The sequence below is a fragment of the Streptococcus sp. Marseille-Q5986 genome, assembly GCF_946902915.1.
Taxonomy (GTDB): Bacteria; Bacillota; Bacilli; order Lactobacillales; family Streptococcaceae; genus Streptococcus.
In genome coordinates this window covers 31287-49851 of sequence record NZ_CAMPPY010000001.1, presented here as the reverse complement: position 1 = coordinate 49851, position 18565 = coordinate 31287, and the positions used below count along the sequence as shown (strand labels likewise).

The window sequence follows — 18565 nt, the reverse complement described above, 5'->3', positions numbered from 1 at the left end:
TTATGATATTTTTTGAGAAAGTTTACTTCCTCGTTCCCTCATAATAAGGAAGTAGGCGAATATAGGCTTCTTCTAATTTTTCCGATATCGCTTCTACTGACTGATTTTCAATGAGGGAAACATCTGACTTGACCAAAACTTTTCGGGCTTCCTGACTTCTCACCTTCTCGCATAAAGTATGACGATTCTCCTCAGTAGCCTCCACCTTATGACTTTCCCCATTTGAATAAACTAGATAATAAATTCCTTCTAGCACTGGAATTTCTAAAACCTTGGCTTGCTTGTCTAAGGTCTGCTCGTCTTTCTTACGCTCGATGAAACTGACCTCTAAAGAAATCCCATAATCAGCAGGTGTTCCACACAAACGTAAGGCCATCATAGGTTCTGTCACTTGTCCATCTCTCTGTAGATAGGCCCAGAAATGCGGTCGCAAACGCTGCGCTTGGTTCATCCACTGACTAGTCTGTTGCAGTTGCCATTCTGGATGACTAGCTTGAAAAGTTTTAGCCAATTCTGTAAAAGACCTCCGAGCCTCTTGACCTTTTTGCCGCAAGGCCAACATCTTTTCTCTTTCATCACCAGCTTTATCAGGATTACGGTACTGGACTCCTGCAAATGATAGGTATTCTCTAACTGCTTTCAGCATATCTGAATCTTTCCTTTCCTAGCAAAAAATCAGGATGAACCTGATTTTACTTTGCTTATTCTGCATCTACGACAACATAGCGATTTGGCTCGTCACCTTCAGAGTAACTCGTCACGCCATCCATGCGTGAAATAATGCGATGGATAATCTTGCGTTCGCTATTTGACATTGGATCTGTTTGTTGGCTACGTCCTTCTTCTAAAACGCGAGTCGCCAATTTTTGAGCGTAGGTTTGCAAGACTTCTGCACGGTGTTCAACGTAATCATTGACATTGATTGTGATGTAGAAGGTTCTTGAATAGCGATTGTAAAGGTAATTTTGCGCTAACAGTTGAAGAGCTTTCAAGACTTTTCCGTGGTAGCCGATAATCCGGCCTGGTTCATTAGTGTCAATTTGAAGATTGATGGTGCGGCGATTGTAGTCGCTTGAAATCGTACCTTCAACATCCATATCATCCACAATGGTTTGAACGTAGCTAGCTACTTCTGTTGCCACTTGTTCGGTATCATAACTTGGCTCTACTTTCAAGCCCAAGTCTTCCAACGATTGGCTCGCTACTTCTTGCGTTTCAACTTCTTTTTCTGGAGCAGCCTCAACTTCCTCAGTAGCATCTTCTGCTTGCAGTTCATTTAAAATTGAAATATGACCTGTTTCTTCCAAAATCGTGCTGGCATGCTTTTCATTTTTCAAGATTTCAGCCTTGACCTCTTCAGAGACACCTTTACCTTCTTCTTCAATCTTCTTAATCGCTTCAACTACATGCCCCAAATCAACCGTTGCTTCACTGACGGTTCTCACTGGTTCATTCTTTTCATTGACTTCTTTTGGAACACCCTTGACAGCCTGTTGATTGGCTTTAATCACTGTTGTTTCACTGATTGCTTCGATATCAACTTGAGCTGGCTTCTTACCAAACAAGCCCAAGAAACCTTTTTTCTCTTTTGAAACAACCTTGATGTGGGTCTTCATTCTTGGAATGTCTAATTCTTTCAACCCTTTTTGGATTGCTTCTTCAACCGTTGAACCTGTAAATAATACCATTACCAGATTCCTCCTTATTTTTTCTTTTTCTGTGCTTTCTTCAAGGCTCTTCTCTTCTTGCCTTCTAAATCTCTTTCTGCTTGGACTACCGCTTCTCTTTCAGCAATAATCTTGAAAGGATTGTTCAAGAAATAGGTTTGCAAAACTTGATAAGCATTGGATACTGCCCAGTACAAGGCGACTCCACTAGGCGCAGAGATGGCAAAGATAAAGATCAGTACCGGCATCCCGTACATCATCCCTGTCATAGCTCCACTTCTTTCAGGCAAAGCCTTATTTGATAACCAACTGCTCAAGAAGGTAAAGACTGCCGCCAAAATCGGAAGGATAAAGCTTGTATCTACTCCCCCTAGGTTCACCCATAAGAAATGCCCTGTTTTTAAAAATTCCACTCGACTCAAGGCTTGGAACAAAGCCAAGAGGACCGGCATTTGTATTAAAATTGGCCAGAGAGAGGATGAATGCTTGATCCCTAACTCTTTATAAACCTTGCGCATCCCCTGGTCTAGCTTGGTTCTACTTTCCATATCACGACCCGGATATTGCTCTCGCAAAGCCTTGATGCGTGGTTGAGCCTCTTGCATTTTTCTAGAGGCAACCATCTGTGTCTGAAAGACTGGTAATAGAATCGTCCGAATCAAGATCGTAAAGAGGATAATCCCCACTCCGATACTAATGTCAAAGGACAAAAAGCGGATAATTTCAGCAAAAAAATAGACGAATTTACTCCAAAAATCTGTCGAGTCTGCTGTTATATCGCTAGCTGTACTATTTGTTGCACAGGCCGTCATGATAAACAAGGACAAGCCCAACAAACTAGTCAACTGTAGTTTCTTTTTCACTCCCATTTCCTTCCTGGTAAATCTTTGATAACTTTAATACGTGGAGTAGATTTTTCTCCATCTCTGCATATTCCAAGGTTTCCACCCCTTTTCGGGCAATCACGACAAAATCGACATGCTCTACCAGACTCCCTTTTACACTTTGTAGAATGTGTCGGATCCGTCTCTTAATTTGATTTCTGGTAACTGCATTCCCCAGCTTTTTGCTGACGGACAGTCCTACTCGAAAATGGTTTTGCTGGTTTTCCAATTGGTAGACAACAAATTTTCGATTGGCAAAACTCGTTCCGTCCTTGAAAATCGCCTTAAAATCTTTCTCTCTTTTTACACGAAAGCTTTTCTTCAAAACTCAACTCCATCTATTAAATTACTACTATTATACCATATTTTTTAAAAAAGCCAATAACAGCAAGGTTTTAGACATTTTCTGCATAAAAAAAGCCGGAAAATCTCTTTCCCAACTTCTTTTCACAATCAAATTTTACGTGTATTTACTTATTTTTTCAAGCGTTCAACGTCACGGGCAATAACTAATTCCTCATCTGTTGGAATAACCAAGACACGGATTTTCGCTGCATCCGTTGAGATGTCTCCAGTCACACCAAAGACATTCTTTTCATCATCAACATCACAACCAAACCACGAAATTCCTGAGATTACATTACGACGGAAATTTGCTGCATTTTCACCAACACCTGCTGTGAAAACAATGGCATCTGCCCCATTTAAGACTGCAAGGTACTGACCGATATGTTTTTGGATACGGTCAACATACATTTCATAAGCCAAGCTGGCGTCGTGATTCCCTTCTGCTACAGCTACTTCTATATCGCGCATATCGCTAGAATTAGCAGAAACTCCCAAAAGACCTGATTCACGATTGAGAATGCGACTAATATCTTCTGGAGTATTGAAATCCTCTGTATATTGCATGAGATAAGGGATGATGGCAGGGTCAATATCTCCTGTACGAGTTCCCATCATCACACCGCCAAGTGGTGTGAATCCCATAGAAGTATCTACAGACTTCCCACCCTTAACAGCTGTGATAGAAGCCCCATTACCAATATGGCAGGTAATCAGTTTCAAATCTTCTAATGGACGTCCCAAGAGTTTTGCTGCTTCTCCTGCTACAAACTGGTGACTTGTACCATGAGCACCGTATTTACGAACCTTGTTTTCTGTGTAATATTTTGTTGGTAGAGGGTAGCGATAAGCTTTCTCTGGCATACTTGTGTGGAAGGAAGTATCAAAAACAACTACACTGGTAATGTCGGGCAACAATTCCTTGAAGGCACGAACACCTGCTGCATTGGCCGGGTTGTGTAGAGGAGCCAAGAGTCCCAACTCCTCAACTTTTTCTATCACATCTCCCTCAACAACTGTTGATTCTTTGAAATATTCTCCACCAGCAACAACACGATGTCCAACACCTGTAATCTCGTCATAAGCCTTGATAATATCGAAACGAATCAAGTCATCCAATAAAATTTTAACGGCTTGTGTATGATTTTCAATATCAAGAATTTGTTGTTCAGAACGGCCGTCAAATTTTACAGTTGAAATTGAATCTTTCAAACCGATACGTTCAATCAAACCTTTCGCCAATACTTTTTCTTCTGGCATTAAGTATAATTGCCATTTCAAACTTGAACTTCCTGCATTGATTGCAATTGTTTTTGTCATAAGATGATACCTCTTTTTTAAGCGTTTTCAACTATTATAACAAAATCTATTTTATATTTCAGTACCTTGAGTCCATTTTTGAAAATTTTCTTTAAAGGTCAACAATACTGACGGATCTTGCAAGCTAGTAAGAGGGTAAACAAAGGATTCTATTTCCTTGTCTCTTTTCTTCTGTAAGACAAAAATACTTTTAGCTTGGCTTGCAGTTGAGAAAATATCCTCTGGCAGAGTGATGATAGCAGCCAGACTCACTTCATCTTTGAGCCACCCTTTTAATAAGTCACTTTGAGGGCTGGTCAATAAATCACTCGGAGCTAGAAAAATAGCATAACCATCTGACTTAAGGTACTTGAGGCCTTGTTCCATGAGCAAATGGTGGGCATAGGTATGCTCTTGACTAGAAGCAACTTGATAGCGCGAAGCGGTGGCATCGTCTGGGTAATAGCCAACAGGCAAGTCGCTAATGACCACATCACTTTCTTTAAGCATTTGTGGACGAACGGCGTCGCCTTGGGCAAAACCAGCCTGCAAACCGATTACATCTGCCATACTAGCTGCCAAATCAATCAACAAGTCATCCACTTCGATTCCCAAGTAATCTACTTTTTTAGCAAGAGAAGTCAAGAAAGTAGCACCCAGAATTCCCATTCCAGAACCTATTTCAAGGATGCTAATTTCCTCTTGTTTAAACAACTCTTCTACAACAAGTACCAAGAGGAGGGAAATGGCATCTGGTGTAAACTGGTGATTGACCTGTAAGGGCTCCGTTTGGCCTGCCTTCATCAAGAGAAACTGGTAGGTCTTGAGCCATTCTTCTTTGCGTAGTGCTAAACGCTTAAGATCCTGATTGTTCTCCTTGATCTGATTTAGCTCAGTCTCACCATCCAAATAGATGCTGTTTTGCTCCACCAAGGCGTCATAAAAGTTGGTCGCCAAATCACTTTGGATGACTCGGATATTCTCTAGTAAATACATATAAGCTTGTTCAATTTTTTCAAAATCCATATTCCTATCTTATCAAATTTCCTTCCTTTTTTCCATCTGAAGAGAAAAAATCACTGCTTTAGTCAGCGAGTGATTTTTGGGCTACAGTTAAAAAGAGTTCTGAATAATTTCCTTGAAACAAGTCTTCGGCACTATAGAGAATCTGACTATGCAAAGATGAAAAACCATGCTCAATTAGCTTGTTTTCCAGTTCAGGCAATTCAAATCCATGATGGTTGGCCTCCGTCTTGGTAAAATCAGCAAGTAGGAGTTGTCCATCTTCCTTCAAATGTTGATGAAACAGTGAGATAGCCGCATCCAAATCAGGCATATGGTGAAGAACCCGACTGACAACAATCAGGTCAAATTGTTACTCCAAGGGATTTGCCAGTAAATCTTGCTCCAGAAACTGGATATTCTTGATTTCTTGTCGCTCCGCTTTCAAACGAGCTTGCCCCAGCATTTTCTCAGAAATGTCTACAAGAGTGACGAACTTGGCTTGTTTGGTCAGAGGTAAGGATAATAGCCCCGTCCCTCCACCGAAATCCAAAATTTCTTTGTCTGATAGAAGAGCAATCTGTTTCTCGACCGCTTGATAAACCAAGTTTGCTAGGAAGATGTTTTTAGGGGAATCAAAAGTTTCTGCTTTGTGGTTAAAATCATGTTTCATATTTTTAGTTTAGCACAAAGTAGCTTGGTTGGCTAGGGATTCTCTTTCTTTTCTGATTTTTTCTTCTCCACTTTTTCGCTTGAATCAGTCGCTACCTCTTCCTTTTTATCCGTTTTCTCTTCTTTGATTTTGACTGAAGGAAAGATGAAATCATATTGTCTCTTAGGCGTACGAACCGTCGTCACTAAGCTTGTTTTCGTATTTTGATACCTGACTTTTCCTAAGTTAAAGACTTGTTCTCCACTTTCTTGATCAGCCTTATCCTTACTTCGTTTGGCCATGGCAAAAGCTGCCAACTTTTCTTTGTTTAGGGCAAAGTCTTTGTAATGGGCTACTTGCCGATTCAAATAAAACTGCAACAAAAGACTAAAGATAGCTGCCATGGTAACTGCATATAAGAGAACGCCTGCCTTAACTTTTTGCTTTTTCCACACGATAGATGAACTCCCTTTCTAAGCCTTTTTGAAATTGGAAACGAAAGTGAACCAATTGATTTTCCTCTGTAATTTGAGCTGATTTGAGTCCATAAATCATAGGTTGATAGCCCCGTCCACTGGCATCGGTTTTCCGAAAATCATCCGATTTAGACTGACCTATAGAGATATCCTTTCCATCCTGTCTCATGTAGAGACGATTGCCTTCTACCTTGTCAAACTGCGAACGCTCTAACTCTGCCTCTAGCTGATCCACAAATAAGAGCCACTCCTTTTGCTCGCTTTGTTGCTGGTAGCGAACTTCTGAAATGAGGAGCTGACTCATAGCCTGAAAGAGGAGCAAGCCTCCGCTAATGACGATAAGGGCAATCAGAGATTCTAAAAGAGTGAACGCTCTTACCTTACTGCTCTTTAAGGTCGAGTAACTTCTCTGAACCATGATAAACCTCCACTCCTTTTTCACTAGCAAACACCTGAATCTCAACTCCGTTTATGTTTACCTGATTTTGACCTGTCTGCAGAGCCATCTTCGCCACACGTGAGACTTCTTCCTTTTGCAAGATTTCTGCCTCTTCTTGTCTCTTTTTTTGAATTTGTCCCAAAAGGAGGGTTGCAATGCTGGAAAACACAGCCAAAGCTACTACTGCTTCTAGTAAGATTACTGCCTTAATTTTTTGTTTCCTTAGTGCGTTTAATTTTTCCATTTCCTAGATATAATTGATAGCGAATCGCTCCTTTGCTGGTCTGAAATTCAACCTTAGCCAGGGACGAATTGCCCCCAGCTCGGTCAAATGCAATACTTTGACCTGATGGTGCCTGAATCCCTTTAGGAACTGTCAATTTTTGACTGCCATTGCTGATCGTCTGCCCATCTAAGTTTAGACTAGTCTTTTGCTGACTGGCTAGACTGCGTTTTTGGGTTTCCCGATAGAGTTCTTCAAACTCCATAAAGAAAATCTGCTCCTCTACCACCGCAAAAGTGGACTGGACAGAGTCAGACAAGCCCAAGGCAACAATACTCACAAGACCCAAAACCAAGAGACTTTCCAGCATGGTAAAAGCCTTAATCATTGACTTTACGATTTTTTCCTCCATTTTTTGTATAATATTCATTATAGGCTTTAGCCTGTTCTTTTGTGATTCGCCCATCGTCTTGTAACTTGCTCAGAGTAGCATCTTTATTTTTATCTAAGCTATAAAGTTCTGCCTGGCTTTCCACCACCTTAACAACAGCAGCTTTTCCTTTGTCGTTGACTGCTTCTTTTTGCTTGGTCAGATTAGGTACAAAGAGCAAGAGAAGTACGCTGATAATGAGCAAGACCACCAACATCTCCACAAGCGTGAAAGCCTTCACTTTCGCTTTTTTCAAGAATGTCATCATTTTTTTCATGTTAAAAATTCACCTCCATATTTTGATACATGGGCATGAGCATTGCCGCATAAAGTAAAACGATAATCAGTGCCACAAAGATAAAAACCAGTGGCTGCACCAAATTCATGGTGCGGTTGACTCGGGTAAAAAAGGCTTCCCAAGTTTTTTCAGCATAGATTTCCAACTCACTACCCAGCTTGGACTTAACTTCCCCATACTCGATAATGAGACTCAACTCCTTTTTAAAGAAAGAATATGTTGCTATGGTTTGAGAAAATTCACGGCCATTTTGCAGGGCTTGAGCCAAATCTTGACCGATTTCTTTAAAGAACTGGGAACCTTGTTCCTGCATGATTTGAAAAATCTGCGTCAGCTCCATTCCCTGTGAAATCATATTGCCCCATTCACGCGCGTAATAAGCTGTCAGATAGGTCTGGACAAAGATTCCCAGAAAGGGAATCCGTGCCAACATCGAGAAGAACCGCATCTTGGAACTTCTTTTGTAGAAAGTGAGGGCTAAAAGTAAAGATAGAGAGCAAACCAGCACTAGTCCCAGAAAAATTTGTGGCAGATTGCCGATAATTTGAGTGGCAATATTGCTACTATCCAGTTGTGGTAATAGATAGTTACGGAGTCCCAGCATAATTAAGAGAAGAAAACCCAGCAAAATCAAGGGATAGGTCGCTACTTCAATTAGTTTTTTCTTGACCTTGGCCAGATTATCCAGATATTCTTCTATCTTTCCCAAACTCAGGTGAAGATTTCCATGCACTTCAGCTAGAGATAATTGGGTCACAATAGCACTTGAAAAGCCCAAGCTGTTCATCATTTCTGAGAAAGATTTCCCCTGAGACAAGCCCTGGTGCATCTGGGCTACATAGTCCTTTTCCAGCAAGGCACTTCTCCCCAAGAAAGAAATAATTTCCACCAAATGAAAGCCACTGGAAAAGAGGTTGTTAAACAAGGTGATGATTTTCTTCTGCTTAGCTGTAGCTAATTTTTTCCGTTTCAGCCTGAAGACTTGTGATATGTCCATCTTTAAGAAGCTGGTCAATCTGCTCATTCCAGCTAGTTGGCTGGTGTTCTTGATAGTCTTTGTTTGCAAAGTCAACGATTCCTCCTCCCCCGATTAATCTCTGGTAGCAGACTCCTTGCAGAACAACTGCTAATTCATCCTCCGTCACACCCAACTCCAGAAGGCGTTCATAAACTCCTCGGATACTCTTGGCATGAATGGTTGAAAAGACTGTCGCACCTGTCAAACTGGCTCTGACAACTGCACGCGCTGTCTCGCTATCACGAATTTCACCGATAATCAAGAGATCAGGACGATGCCGTAAGGAAAGCTTGATCAGATTTTCATAGGTTAGTCCAATTGCTTCGTTCAACTGCAACTGGAGCATGTCGTCCTGCTTGATTTCAACAGGATCTTCGATGGACATGACCTGCTGTCCTTTAAAGAGGGACTTGGCCAATTCATGCATCAAGGTTGTCTTGCCACTGCCGACTGGTCCAGCAAAAAGATAAAGACCACGTTGCCTGTACCGCTCACCCAGTTCGTTCATATCCTGAAACCAGAAATGCAGTTCCTGCTCCTCATCGTGCAACAAACGAATGACCAAACTCTCATGTCCCCGATAATCTCCCACGGTAGACAAGCGCAGAGAAGACGCCTTCTCCCCATGCTGATAGTCACAAGACCCTAGCTGACTACGCCTCTTCTCTCCTACATTCATACCCGCCACAAACTTAAAATGACTAATCACAGCAGCTAAAACATCAAACTCATAGGAATCAACTAGACACCGCTCATCTCCAACCCTCATGTGAAGTTCATAGGACTTTTCCTTGGGGATAAAATAGATATCCTGAGCCTTCTTTTCTTTCGCAGTAGCAATAATTTTCTGTGCAATTTCTTGTACCATACCGCCCTCCTTATCTAACTATTCGCAAAAAATAAAAAAAGCAACTTAAAAAGTTACTTTTTTATCTCCATTTCATGCGGCAAGAACGGTGTTTTTCTTGACCTGTTTGTTTTTCATAACCTGGACGTAGCTTTTCATCGGGGATGACTTGCCCATCTTGTAAAAGAGCCAAAGAATGGTACTGCTGCAAATACTCATCACACTCATCACACCAGCGTTGGTCTGCAGGATCCCAAAAAATGGTCATCAAGTCACTTCTACTTTTATAAAGAGGGGATTCTTGTTCCAATCTAAACCAGCAAGTTTTATAGTATTTGAGAGCATCATAATACTTATCAAAAGATTGACTCATGAGGACATCTTCTTTCCAACCTTCTATGAACCACCACGGTTCAAAGTCCCCATACATTTCTATAACACGATACATTCTTACTACTTCCTTTGTACCGTATATTATATCTAATTTTTTAATACAAGAAAAGGATTTTGCTTATTTCCCCCATTAGAAACTTCTTTAAGCCTATTATTTTCATCTGATATTAAAAATAGGAGTCCTTTATTGACCCCTATTTTATCTTCTTATGCTTGATAACGTTTCACACCATCCAGGTAGGTTGCTACCAATTCCAAATCTTTATCTAGTACGATAAAGTCAGCATCGTAGCCTTCACGGATTTGGCCACAGACATCATCGATGTGAACAGATTTAGCTGGGTTGAGGCTGGCCATCATGACTGCTTCATGCGGATTCGCAATTCCCCATTCAACCACATTCTTCAAACCATCCTTGAGTTTGAGGATAGAACCTGCCAAGTTACCTGTCGATTTGAGGCGTGCAGTTCCATTGGCAACTACTACTGGGAATTCTCCCAACATGTAGTCACCGTCTTCCAAACCACCAGCTGTCATACAGTCTGTGATAAGGGCAATATTTTCAGTTCCCTTTTGTTTGAGCAAGATATCACAAGCCTTTGGATCTACGTGGTGACCATCACAGATCAACTCTGCATAGGTGTGTGGCAATTGATACATGGCTCCAACCATACCCAATTCACGATGAGTCAAACCACGCATTCCATTGTAAGCATGTACCCAAACACTCGCTCCAGCATCGACTGCTTTTTTGGCTTCATCAAAAGTCGCGTTTGAATGTCCAAGAGCAACCGTCACACCTTCGCCCGTAACTGTACGAACAAAGTCTTCTACACCTTCACGTTCTGGCGCAAGGGCAATTTTATTAAGCAAGCCATTTGCCGCTTTTTGCCAAGCACGAAACTCATCCATACGAGGATCTTTCATGTAGGCAGGATTTTGAGCCCCCTTGTATTTCTCTGTAAAATAAGGCCCTTCAAAATAAATTCCCCGAATCTTGGCTCCACTTGCTTCTTGGTAACGAGCACCGATATTTTCAGTTACCGCAAGCAACTGCTCGTAAGAGGAAGTCAACGTCGTTGGCAAGAAGCTGGTAACACCCGTGCTAAGCAATCCTTCACTCATAGTATGAAGGGTTCCTTCGATGTTATTATCCATGACATCCACACCACCAAATCCATGAATGTGGGTATCCACAAGTCCTGGGGCAATGTTATAACCGGTATAGTCAATCACCTCAGCTCCTTCAGGAATCTGCTCTACATGTTTCCCAAACTTGCCGTCCACAAGTTCCAAGTAACCACCTCGACGAACTCCGTGTGGGTAGAAAAACTGATCCGCTTTAATATAGTTAGGCATAATGTTAACCTCCTTAAAAGATTGATTCTACAATTTATTATGTCAATTACATTATAAACCTTTCTTTTTTATTTGTAAATGGTATAGACCTATTTTTTGGAGATATTTTAAAAGAGCTGGATTTCTCCAACTCTTTAATCTTATTTTGATTTTACAGGCAGTTCTTGAGCAGCCTTAACAGCAGCTGCAATCGTTTCTGCGTAAAGCTTAGCACCTTCTTCAATCATGTTGCTATCATTCCCAAAGTGGACTTGGTCAGTTCCAGCCCAGATTTCAGGGTGTTCCTTAGCGACCTTATTCCAGTCAGCGATGCTCACATATGGATTCTTTTCAGCTAATTCCCGTGCATAAGCCGCATACTGCTCCACTGATGTATAAGTATCCTTGCTCTTGTCTCCCTCATAAGGTGTCACCAGTATCAGATGGTGTCCTTTCGGTAGATTGTTCACGATACTGTCCAAATCATTCTCATAGCCTTCAGGATTGTTGACCCCCGTTGCAATGACAACTGTTTTTAAAAGCGCCTTGTTCTGGCTATTAAGAAGCATAATGTCATTGGCTTGCTTGTTCGTTCGACTAACCTGGGCATTGATATTCGCTTCAGGAAGTGCCTCTTTTAAGGCTGTATTGGCACGTAAAGTCACTGAATCCCCAATCAGACTCGTTCCCTCAGAAATTCCTAGGCGACTCAGTTCAGCTTGTTCAGCAAGAGTCTTTGTTTGTCCTATATTGGTCTGAGCTTGCTTGAAACCATTGACCATCAAGTCTGTCTCAAAAGCTCCAACTTGGGGAGCCACAGCTATGATAATCAAAGTAAGGAAGGAAAGGGCGCCCACAACACTAGCACTAATAGGTTTGATATGATGCAGTTTAGTGATTTTTCTAACTAAAGCGTTAGTCTTACCAGCAATCAATGGCTCAATCATATAGAAGGATAGAATAGCGAAGAAATAGGAAAAGATAACGGTTAAAATAACAGCTGGCAGATTACTCATCAACTGAGAAAAGATAATATAGAAAGGCCAGTGGAAGAGGTAAACCGCGTAGCTGGTATCCGCTAAAAATGTGATTATATGAGGTTCTTGTATCTCAGGCGTTTTCTCATGCAAAACACGCGCAGCAAAAATCATGGTCACTGCCGCTAAACTTGCCATTAAGAAACCGAATAGATAAGCAAACAGGTAGGTGAACTTGACAAAGAAGGTCAAGAGTACTAATACCAAGAGACCTGCAGCAAACACCAGTAGATTCTGACGAAGATTCCACGTCCGATCAAACTGCTTGACTAAATCGCTCGTCTGACGAACCCCCACAACTGTCGCCAAAATACTTCCTAAAAAGAAGGGATAGACATGGGTTAAACTTGAAAAGTAGACAGATGAATGGGAACTAGCCATTAGACTACCAATAAACATGGAGAAAAAGCTAATGATGAAAGCTCCCGCAGAAAGGAGAAAGACCATCCCTCTCAATTGACTACTAGATTTTGAACGTTTCGATAAGAACCAAACTGCCAATCCCCAGAGAATATAGTAGTGAACCTCAACAGCTAGACTCCAGTTGTGAACAAAGAGATGCGGAATGAACTGGGATTCGTAACTTCCCCCTGTTAACATTTCATAGAAGTTGGTCATAAAACCAAAAACTCCCGCGATCTGACCGCCAATTCCAGCAACATAGTCTTGGCGAACTAAGAGGGTAAAGGGCATGGTCACCAAAACCATCAAAACCACAGGTGGTACAATCCGATAAAAGCGTCTTCTAAAAAATCCTATCAAATCAATCTCATGATTTTTAGAAAATTCTTCGATGAGTAGAGCCGTAATCAAGAAACCTGAAAAAGTGAAAAAGACATCTACCCCAAAGAAGCCTCCAGGAAAGATTGTTTGAAAGAAGTGGTACAAGAGCACCAAAAGTAAACCTGTAATCCTAATCAAGGAAAACCATTTAATACGCATACAAGTTTATTCCTCACTCAATTAGATCGTAAAAACATCTAATTTTTATTCCATAATACACCTTATTTTATCAAAAAAAGAAGAAAAATCCTAAGAGAAAACTTAGGATTTCAGCATTCTATTTTTACACTTTAGAAATTGCGTCCTGACTTGTTGTAGCCATATTTTTCCACAAAATACTCACGGAATTCCAAGAGATTATCATCCATGATAGCTTGGCGCACTTGCTTCATCAGGTTAAGCAAGAAGTAAAGATTGTGGTAGCTAGTCAAGCGGATACCGAAGGTTTCATCAGCCTTGAGCAGGTGACGAAGGTAAGCGCGTGTGTAGTTCTTACATGTATAGCAATCACATTCAGGATCCAGTGGCGTAAAGTCCTCAGCAAACTGAGCATTTTTCACAACCAAACGTCCTTGACTGGTCATACAAGTCCCGTTACGAGCAATACGAGTCGGTAAGACACAGTCAAACATATCCACACCACGAATAACTCCATCGATCAAGCTATCTGGTGCTCCCACTCCCATCAAATAGCGAGGTTTGTTTTCTGGAAGGAATTGGGTTGTGAAGTCCAAGACTGCATTCATCTCTTCGTGCGTTTCTCCTACTGCCAAACCACCGATAGAGTAGCCTGGGAAATCCATGCTGACAAGGTCGTGAGCTGACTGACGGCGAAGGTCTTCAAATCCTGCCCCTTGCACAATCCCAAATAGCCCTTGGTTATGTGGACGACGGTGAGCCTTCAAACCACGCTCAGCCCAACGGCTAGTACGCTCGATTGATTTCTTAACGTAGTCGTAAGGTTGGTAAAACTGAGGACATTCGTCAAAGGACATCATGATATCTGAACCTAGATTGTTCTGAATAGAGATAGCTTTTTCTGGCGATAAGAACATCTTGGAACCATTGAGATGGTTTTTAAAGGTTACCCCTTCTTCTGTGATATTTCGGCTATCTGCTAAGGAATAAACCTGGAAACCACCACTATCTGTCAAGATAGGCTGGCCCCAATTCATGAACTTGTGGAGACCTCCTGCGCATGCGATGAGTTCATCTCCAGGGCGAAGCCAGAGATGATAAGTATTAGATAGGATAATCCCTGATCCCATTTCCTTCAATTCTTCAGGTGACTGAGTTTTGACAGTGGCTTGAGTCCCAACCGGCATAAACATGGGTGTCGGGAAGGTGCCGTGGGGAGTGATGATTTCTCCCAAACGAGCTCCCGTGTGTTTTTCTTTCTTAATCAAACGATATTTGATTGGCGAATCTGACATTTTTTACCTCCGAAGCTGGGAAAGACAGTCCCAGTTCATACTTTGTGCCCAAGGGCATACTGTATGATTTTATCAAAAAAAGCTGGAACTGTCACGAACTATGGTATAATGAGAGAATGAAATACCCAAAAATTGATTTAAAAACCATTCGTCTGCAAGCTAGACAATTTCAGGCTGAAAATCCCCGCCTCTTTCTCGTCTATCTCTTACCTAGCATACTGGTCATCTTATCAGGCTTTCTCAACCCCTTGGCTCGTCTCCAAGAAAGTGTTTTAGAGCAATCCTTTTTCAGCATGCTGGCACAAGTGCTCCAAGCCTATCTCTTCCCGTTAGTGGTTTCTTTTATGAGCACGATTTTTCTAGCAGGTGCTGCTTTTGCGACACTCCGACTCCTCAAGGATCCTGATACAGAACTTTCAGTAAAATCAAGCCTGACCCTCTTTGCTGAAGAGCGCTTCTCGCAAACCTTCCTAACTCTGCTCCTCAAACGTTTCTACCTCTTTTTATGGAGTATTCCAAACTTAGTAGGCGTTTATTTCCTCTTTTATAGCAATCTCTTGGCTCGGAGATTTGTCGCCCTACATCCAGAATTTCCAAAACTAGACCTCTCATCCATTGAAACGGAGCAGTTCCTTCTGACATTTGGCCTCTACTTTTTCGCGAGTCTCATCTTGATGATTGTAGGGAACAGCCTCTACGTTCCGCAACATTATGCCTACTCGCAGGTAGAATTCCTCCTCTGCGACACTCTGGATTTAGGACAGGCTAAACCAAGCCAAATCCTGAAAACCAGCCGTTTCTTGATGAAGGGTTACAAATTTCAACGCTTTGTCCTCGACCTACAACTACTCCCTTGGTACTTCCTCAATTGGATCACTTTTGGAATTGCTAGTTTTTCAATCCTTCCCTATATCCAGAACAATCACATCTTCTTTTACAGAGTCCTACTAGCCCGTAAACGTCGAAATGGATAAGAACCTACAAAAATCAGCATCTTTCAGGACGCTGGTTTTCTTATTTCAAAAGCAACATACTCAGCAGAGTCAAAATAGCAGACCCACCTTGCTTCAGAAGAATCTTCTTATCTGCTGTTAGAGAACCATAGGTTGCTGTACAAAGCACGAATAAAACAAATATGGTCACCCTTTCCAAACTTTGTGAGAAATAAATCCCGTACAAGAGAAAGACACTCATCAAGGCATTATAAATCCCTTGATTTTTAAAGAGTGAACTCACTGACGAACGAGCCAGTTCTTCTTTATCTACATTAAACACGCGACTAGTAGTATCTGATTGCGTAGCCACACTTTCCAGATAAAAAAATATAAAAATGCTCCAAAGCAACAATGGTTGCTGAAACAATTGTAAAAATAGACATATTCTTCTCCCTAAATTTCTATCTCTTCTAAGCCAGATATCAACTTTTCTAACAAGCGACTGAACTCTTCTCGCTCTCCTTTTGTAAGCACACTCTCCATCTGATTTTCTACGTTTATATGTTGTTGAGGAGGATTGGTTACTAGTTGTTCTCTCGCAAAGTCTGTAACTTCCACCAAAACCTCCCTCTGGTTTTCAGGATTCCGACGGCGTTTGACCAAGCCTCCCTTTTCCAGAATTTTAAAGTGCCGTGTCAAGGCAGCCTGATCAATCTTCAAACGTTCCTGAACCGCTATTTGATTACACGGAGACTGATCGATTAAGAAACATAAGATTTGATAACGAGTGAGACTAATTCCCAATTGTCGTTCGAATAGTGGTGTCATAGACTGATCTGCTAATCGTAATTGATACAGTAAATCTTGGATTGCTACCATAAACCGTCCTCCTCTAACGTTGATTTATCAATATTTGACTTATCAAGTCTAGTATGGACTAAAAAACAAATCAAGTAATATACTTACATTCTCTTGATTTATTAATCACTTCCCCATCTTTGTTCCTCTTATCCTGAAGGAATGACACAAAAAAAGCCCTCTCGGGCCTATTTAATAGAACTGTCTATTCCTTGTAACAAACTCGATTACTTGAAATAGTTTTAAAGTGCACGAAAAAAGAGACACAATCTTTTTATCGCTCAGCCTCAAAAATACGGAAAATATCTGCCAACTCTTGAATCCTGTGATTGCCTTCAAAAGAAGATTCTAAAAAGTTGATACTCGGAATCCCACTATTCTGGGCAAATTCTACATCCAGAGTCCGATCCCCTATATAATAGGTGTTATCAGGATTCAGCTGATACTTGTCTAACAGATAGGTAGCCGCTTCTGGACTTGGCTTCCGCGCAAAGCCACTCTGACTGGTTAAAATCTCTGTGAAATAGGATTCCACCCCCAAGTCTCTGAGAATGGTAAAAGCATTGTCCCCCTTATGAGTATAGACAAACTGCTGAATCCCTGCTTGGTCTGCCCAAGCTAGCACTTCAAGCGCACCTGGCATTAAAACTACCTGGGCATTTTTCTCAGACAGGCTCTGGGCACGCACCTGGTTGAGCACTTCCGCATCCAGATTTCTCTCTTCTGCCACTTGCTCCAGCAAATCCTGCACCGAAAATTTGAGGATAAACTCTCTCACTTTTTCCTTATCATAAGGAATAGAAAATTGAACAAAGGTCTCCTCAATCCCTGACAAAATCACTTCGTAAGAATCCAATAAAGTCCCGTCTAAATCCCAAATAAAAGCTGTTTTTTGCATCTTCTATCCTTTCAACATCATATAACGCTGGTAACGGTAACGTAGAAATAACCAACGGAAACCATTATCCAAAAGGGTTCCGGCCCAAATACCGGGCAAGCCCCAACCAAGCACAATTCCCATCAGATATCCTGTTCCAATGCGGATACACCACATTCCTATACTTGTCGCATAAAAGGGAAGCCGAGCATTGCCCAAACCCTGCCAGACTGCTGTATAGATGACTGTTCCTATCGTCATAGGAGTACCAAGTAGTGAAAACAGTGTCACTAGAACACTAGCCTCAACCGCTAGAGGATCAGTCGTATAGAGATGAGTTAGTGGTACACCCAAAGCATAGATACTGAAGGTCAAGGGGAACATGAGGACCAGAGAAAGCCAAAAGACTTGTTTACTCAAACTTGCGACTCTTTTCCGATCATCCTCTCCAACCGCTCGGGCCACCAGCATGACCGTTGCCGTAGCGACGCCAAAGGCAGGCATGTAGTTAAACTGGGTCAAGACTTCTCCGACCGCATTTCCCGCCACCGCCTCCGTTCCAAAAGAAACGACCAAGGCAATGATAACGACATCACCAGCCCGCATCATAAGCCGCTCTCCAGCTGCTGGCAAAGCTAAGGTCAATAGTTCCTTATCTAAACCAAAAGTCGGTTTCTCAAAAGGTAGCTTTAATTGCGACCACAAAATCACAAGACCAACCAAGCGAGACAAGATGGTTCCCCAAGCAACACCAGATATCCCCATATCAAGAACAAAAATAGCTAGACTGGAAAAGAGAATATTCAAAGCATTTGACAAGAGGCTGACATAAAGAGGCAGGCGAGGATTATGCGTTGCACGAATCAAGGCACCCAGACTGGTCATGAATCCCAAAAGAACGATCGAACCACCAACTAAAGATAGGTAGAGACCTCCACTCTCAGCTACATCTCTCTCCGTCCCCAAAAGTCCAATCACCTCTTGCCCAGCGAAGATGGACAAAGTTCCTAAAAGGAAACTTAATAATAATGTAATCTTCAACGCCTCAGTCACATGATAGGCTAACTTAGACTGATCCTTCTGCCCTAAACTTTTTGAAATAACACTGGAAATAGCCGCTCCCAGAGCAATGAAAATCGCCTGATAAATCGTGATAATATTACTTGCTACTGATACGCCTGAAATGGCTATCAATCCTAAATGAGCAACCAAATAACTGTCCACCATCCCCATGAGCATCTGCAAAAAGTTTTCGCCCATAGCTGGCAAGGCAATATTAAGAATATCTTTATTTTTCTTAAACAATCCTTCCTCCTGATGAAAAGAAACTC

21 protein-coding genes and 2 pseudogenes are annotated in these 18565 nt (G+C 41.7%); 1 reads left to right on the top strand and 22 read right to left on the bottom strand.

Annotated features, from left to right (window positions below; genetic code table 11):
* Nucleotides 1–22 precede the first annotated feature (22 nt).
* The 18 genes and pseudogenes from OVN21_RS00240 to tgt form a co-directional block, all read right to left on the bottom strand.
* Nucleotides 23–646 carry an HI_0552 family protein gene (locus OVN21_RS00240; RefSeq protein ID WP_267246821.1) on the bottom strand — a complete coding sequence of 208 codons (624 nt, stop codon included), beginning with the start codon at nucleotides 644–646 and terminating at the stop codon, nucleotides 23–25.
* A 55-nt stretch (nucleotides 647–701) separates the two neighbouring features.
* Nucleotides 702–1688, bottom strand: coding sequence for an RNA-binding cell elongation regulator Jag/EloR (gene jag, locus OVN21_RS00235; protein ID WP_267246820.1), 987 nt, complete (start codon nucleotides 1686–1688; stop codon nucleotides 702–704).
* A 14-nt stretch (nucleotides 1689–1702) separates the two neighbouring features.
* On the bottom strand, nucleotides 1703–2530 hold the full coding sequence (locus OVN21_RS00230; RefSeq protein ID WP_267246819.1) for a membrane protein insertase YidC: 828 nt from the start codon (nucleotides 2528–2530) through the stop codon (nucleotides 1703–1705).
* Nucleotides 2505–2876 (bottom strand): ribonuclease P protein component, encoded by a 372-nt coding sequence (rnpA, locus tag OVN21_RS00225; protein ID WP_000748120.1) that lies wholly within the window; start codon nucleotides 2874–2876, stop codon nucleotides 2505–2507. The genes OVN21_RS00230 and rnpA overlap by 26 nt, the downstream gene beginning before the upstream one ends.
* Nucleotides 2877–3025: 149 nt before the next feature.
* Complete coding sequence (locus tag OVN21_RS00220) at nucleotides 3026–4216, bottom strand: acetate kinase (protein ID WP_267246818.1); 1191 nt, start codon at nucleotides 4214–4216, stop codon at nucleotides 3026–3028.
* A gap of 51 nt (nucleotides 4217–4267) precedes the next feature.
* Nucleotides 4268–5221: a class I SAM-dependent methyltransferase gene (locus OVN21_RS00215; protein WP_267246817.1), complete on the bottom strand. Its 954-nt coding sequence runs from the start codon at nucleotides 5219–5221 to the stop codon at nucleotides 4268–4270.
* A gap of 58 nt (nucleotides 5222–5279) precedes the next feature.
* A pseudogene (locus OVN21_RS00210) lies at nucleotides 5280–5870 on the bottom strand (class I SAM-dependent methyltransferase).
* A gap of 32 nt (nucleotides 5871–5902) precedes the next feature.
* Nucleotides 5903–6304 (bottom strand): competence type IV pilus minor pilin ComGG, encoded by a 402-nt coding sequence (gene comGG, locus OVN21_RS00205; protein WP_267246816.1) that lies wholly within the window; start codon nucleotides 6302–6304, stop codon nucleotides 5903–5905.
* A complete protein-coding gene (comGF, locus tag OVN21_RS00200; protein ID WP_267246815.1) occupies nucleotides 6282–6743 on the bottom strand; it encodes a competence type IV pilus minor pilin ComGF in 462 nt (153 codons plus the stop codon). The genes comGG and comGF overlap by 23 nt, the downstream gene beginning before the upstream one ends.
* Nucleotides 6706–7008 carry a competence type IV pilus minor pilin ComGE gene (comGE, locus tag OVN21_RS00195; protein ID WP_267246814.1) on the bottom strand — a complete coding sequence of 101 codons (303 nt, stop codon included), beginning with the start codon at nucleotides 7006–7008 and terminating at the stop codon, nucleotides 6706–6708. Before comGE ends, comGF begins: the two co-directional genes overlap by 38 nt.
* Nucleotides 6971–7375: a competence type IV pilus minor pilin ComGD gene (comGD, locus tag OVN21_RS00190; protein ID WP_267246813.1), complete on the bottom strand. Its 405-nt coding sequence runs from the start codon at nucleotides 7373–7375 to the stop codon at nucleotides 6971–6973. The genes comGE and comGD overlap by 38 nt, the downstream gene beginning before the upstream one ends.
* Complete coding sequence (comGC, locus tag OVN21_RS00185; RefSeq protein ID WP_267246812.1) at nucleotides 7368–7694, bottom strand: competence type IV pilus major pilin ComGC; 327 nt, start codon at nucleotides 7692–7694, stop codon at nucleotides 7368–7370. The genes comGD and comGC overlap by 8 nt, the downstream gene beginning before the upstream one ends.
* Nucleotide 7695: 1 nt before the next feature.
* Nucleotides 7696–8712, bottom strand: a complete 1017-nt coding sequence (gene comGB, locus OVN21_RS00180) for a competence type IV pilus assembly protein ComGB (protein ID WP_267247277.1) — start codon at nucleotides 8710–8712, stop codon at nucleotides 7696–7698.
* Nucleotides 8660–9601: a competence type IV pilus ATPase ComGA gene (comGA, locus tag OVN21_RS00175; RefSeq protein ID WP_267246811.1), complete on the bottom strand. Its 942-nt coding sequence runs from the start codon at nucleotides 9599–9601 to the stop codon at nucleotides 8660–8662. The genes comGB and comGA overlap by 53 nt, the downstream gene beginning before the upstream one ends.
* Nucleotides 9602–9662: 61 nt before the next feature.
* Nucleotides 9663–10028 (bottom strand): DUF1033 family protein, encoded by a 366-nt coding sequence (locus tag OVN21_RS00170; protein WP_267246810.1) that lies wholly within the window; start codon nucleotides 10026–10028, stop codon nucleotides 9663–9665.
* A gap of 152 nt (nucleotides 10029–10180) precedes the next feature.
* Nucleotides 10181–11332, bottom strand: a complete 1152-nt coding sequence (nagA, locus tag OVN21_RS00165; RefSeq protein ID WP_267246809.1) for an N-acetylglucosamine-6-phosphate deacetylase — start codon at nucleotides 11330–11332, stop codon at nucleotides 10181–10183.
* A gap of 140 nt (nucleotides 11333–11472) precedes the next feature.
* Complete coding sequence (locus OVN21_RS00160; RefSeq protein ID WP_267246808.1) at nucleotides 11473–13290, bottom strand: acyltransferase family protein; 1818 nt, start codon at nucleotides 13288–13290, stop codon at nucleotides 11473–11475.
* Between the two features lie 131 nt (nucleotides 13291–13421).
* Nucleotides 13422–14564 carry a tRNA guanosine(34) transglycosylase Tgt gene (gene tgt / locus OVN21_RS00155; protein WP_267246807.1) on the bottom strand — a complete coding sequence of 381 codons (1143 nt, stop codon included), beginning with the start codon at nucleotides 14562–14564 and terminating at the stop codon, nucleotides 13422–13424.
* Between the two features lie 116 nt (nucleotides 14565–14680).
* Between tgt and OVN21_RS00150 the strand changes: the two genes are divergently transcribed.
* Nucleotides 14681–15538 (top strand): DUF975 family protein, encoded by an 858-nt coding sequence (locus tag OVN21_RS00150; protein WP_267246806.1) that lies wholly within the window; start codon nucleotides 14681–14683, stop codon nucleotides 15536–15538.
* A 40-nt stretch (nucleotides 15539–15578) separates the two neighbouring features.
* Here the strand turns inward: OVN21_RS00150 and OVN21_RS00145 are convergent.
* From OVN21_RS00145 to OVN21_RS00130, 4 genes and pseudogenes are all read right to left on the bottom strand, one after another.
* Nucleotides 15579–15942 (bottom strand): annotated as a pseudogene (locus tag OVN21_RS00145) (DUF1304 domain-containing protein).
* 10 nt (nucleotides 15943–15952) lie between these two features.
* Nucleotides 15953–16378, bottom strand: a complete 426-nt coding sequence (locus OVN21_RS00140; RefSeq protein ID WP_267246805.1) for a MarR family winged helix-turn-helix transcriptional regulator — start codon at nucleotides 16376–16378, stop codon at nucleotides 15953–15955.
* A gap of 253 nt (nucleotides 16379–16631) precedes the next feature.
* Entirely contained in the window at nucleotides 16632–17255 is a 624-nt protein-coding gene (locus tag OVN21_RS00135; protein WP_267246804.1) for an HAD family hydrolase, read from the bottom strand.
* Nucleotides 17256–17258: 3 nt separating this feature from the next.
* Nucleotides 17259–18539: an MATE family efflux transporter gene (locus tag OVN21_RS00130; protein ID WP_267246803.1), complete on the bottom strand. Its 1281-nt coding sequence runs from the start codon at nucleotides 18537–18539 to the stop codon at nucleotides 17259–17261.
* Nucleotides 18540–18565: the final 26 nt, after the last annotated feature.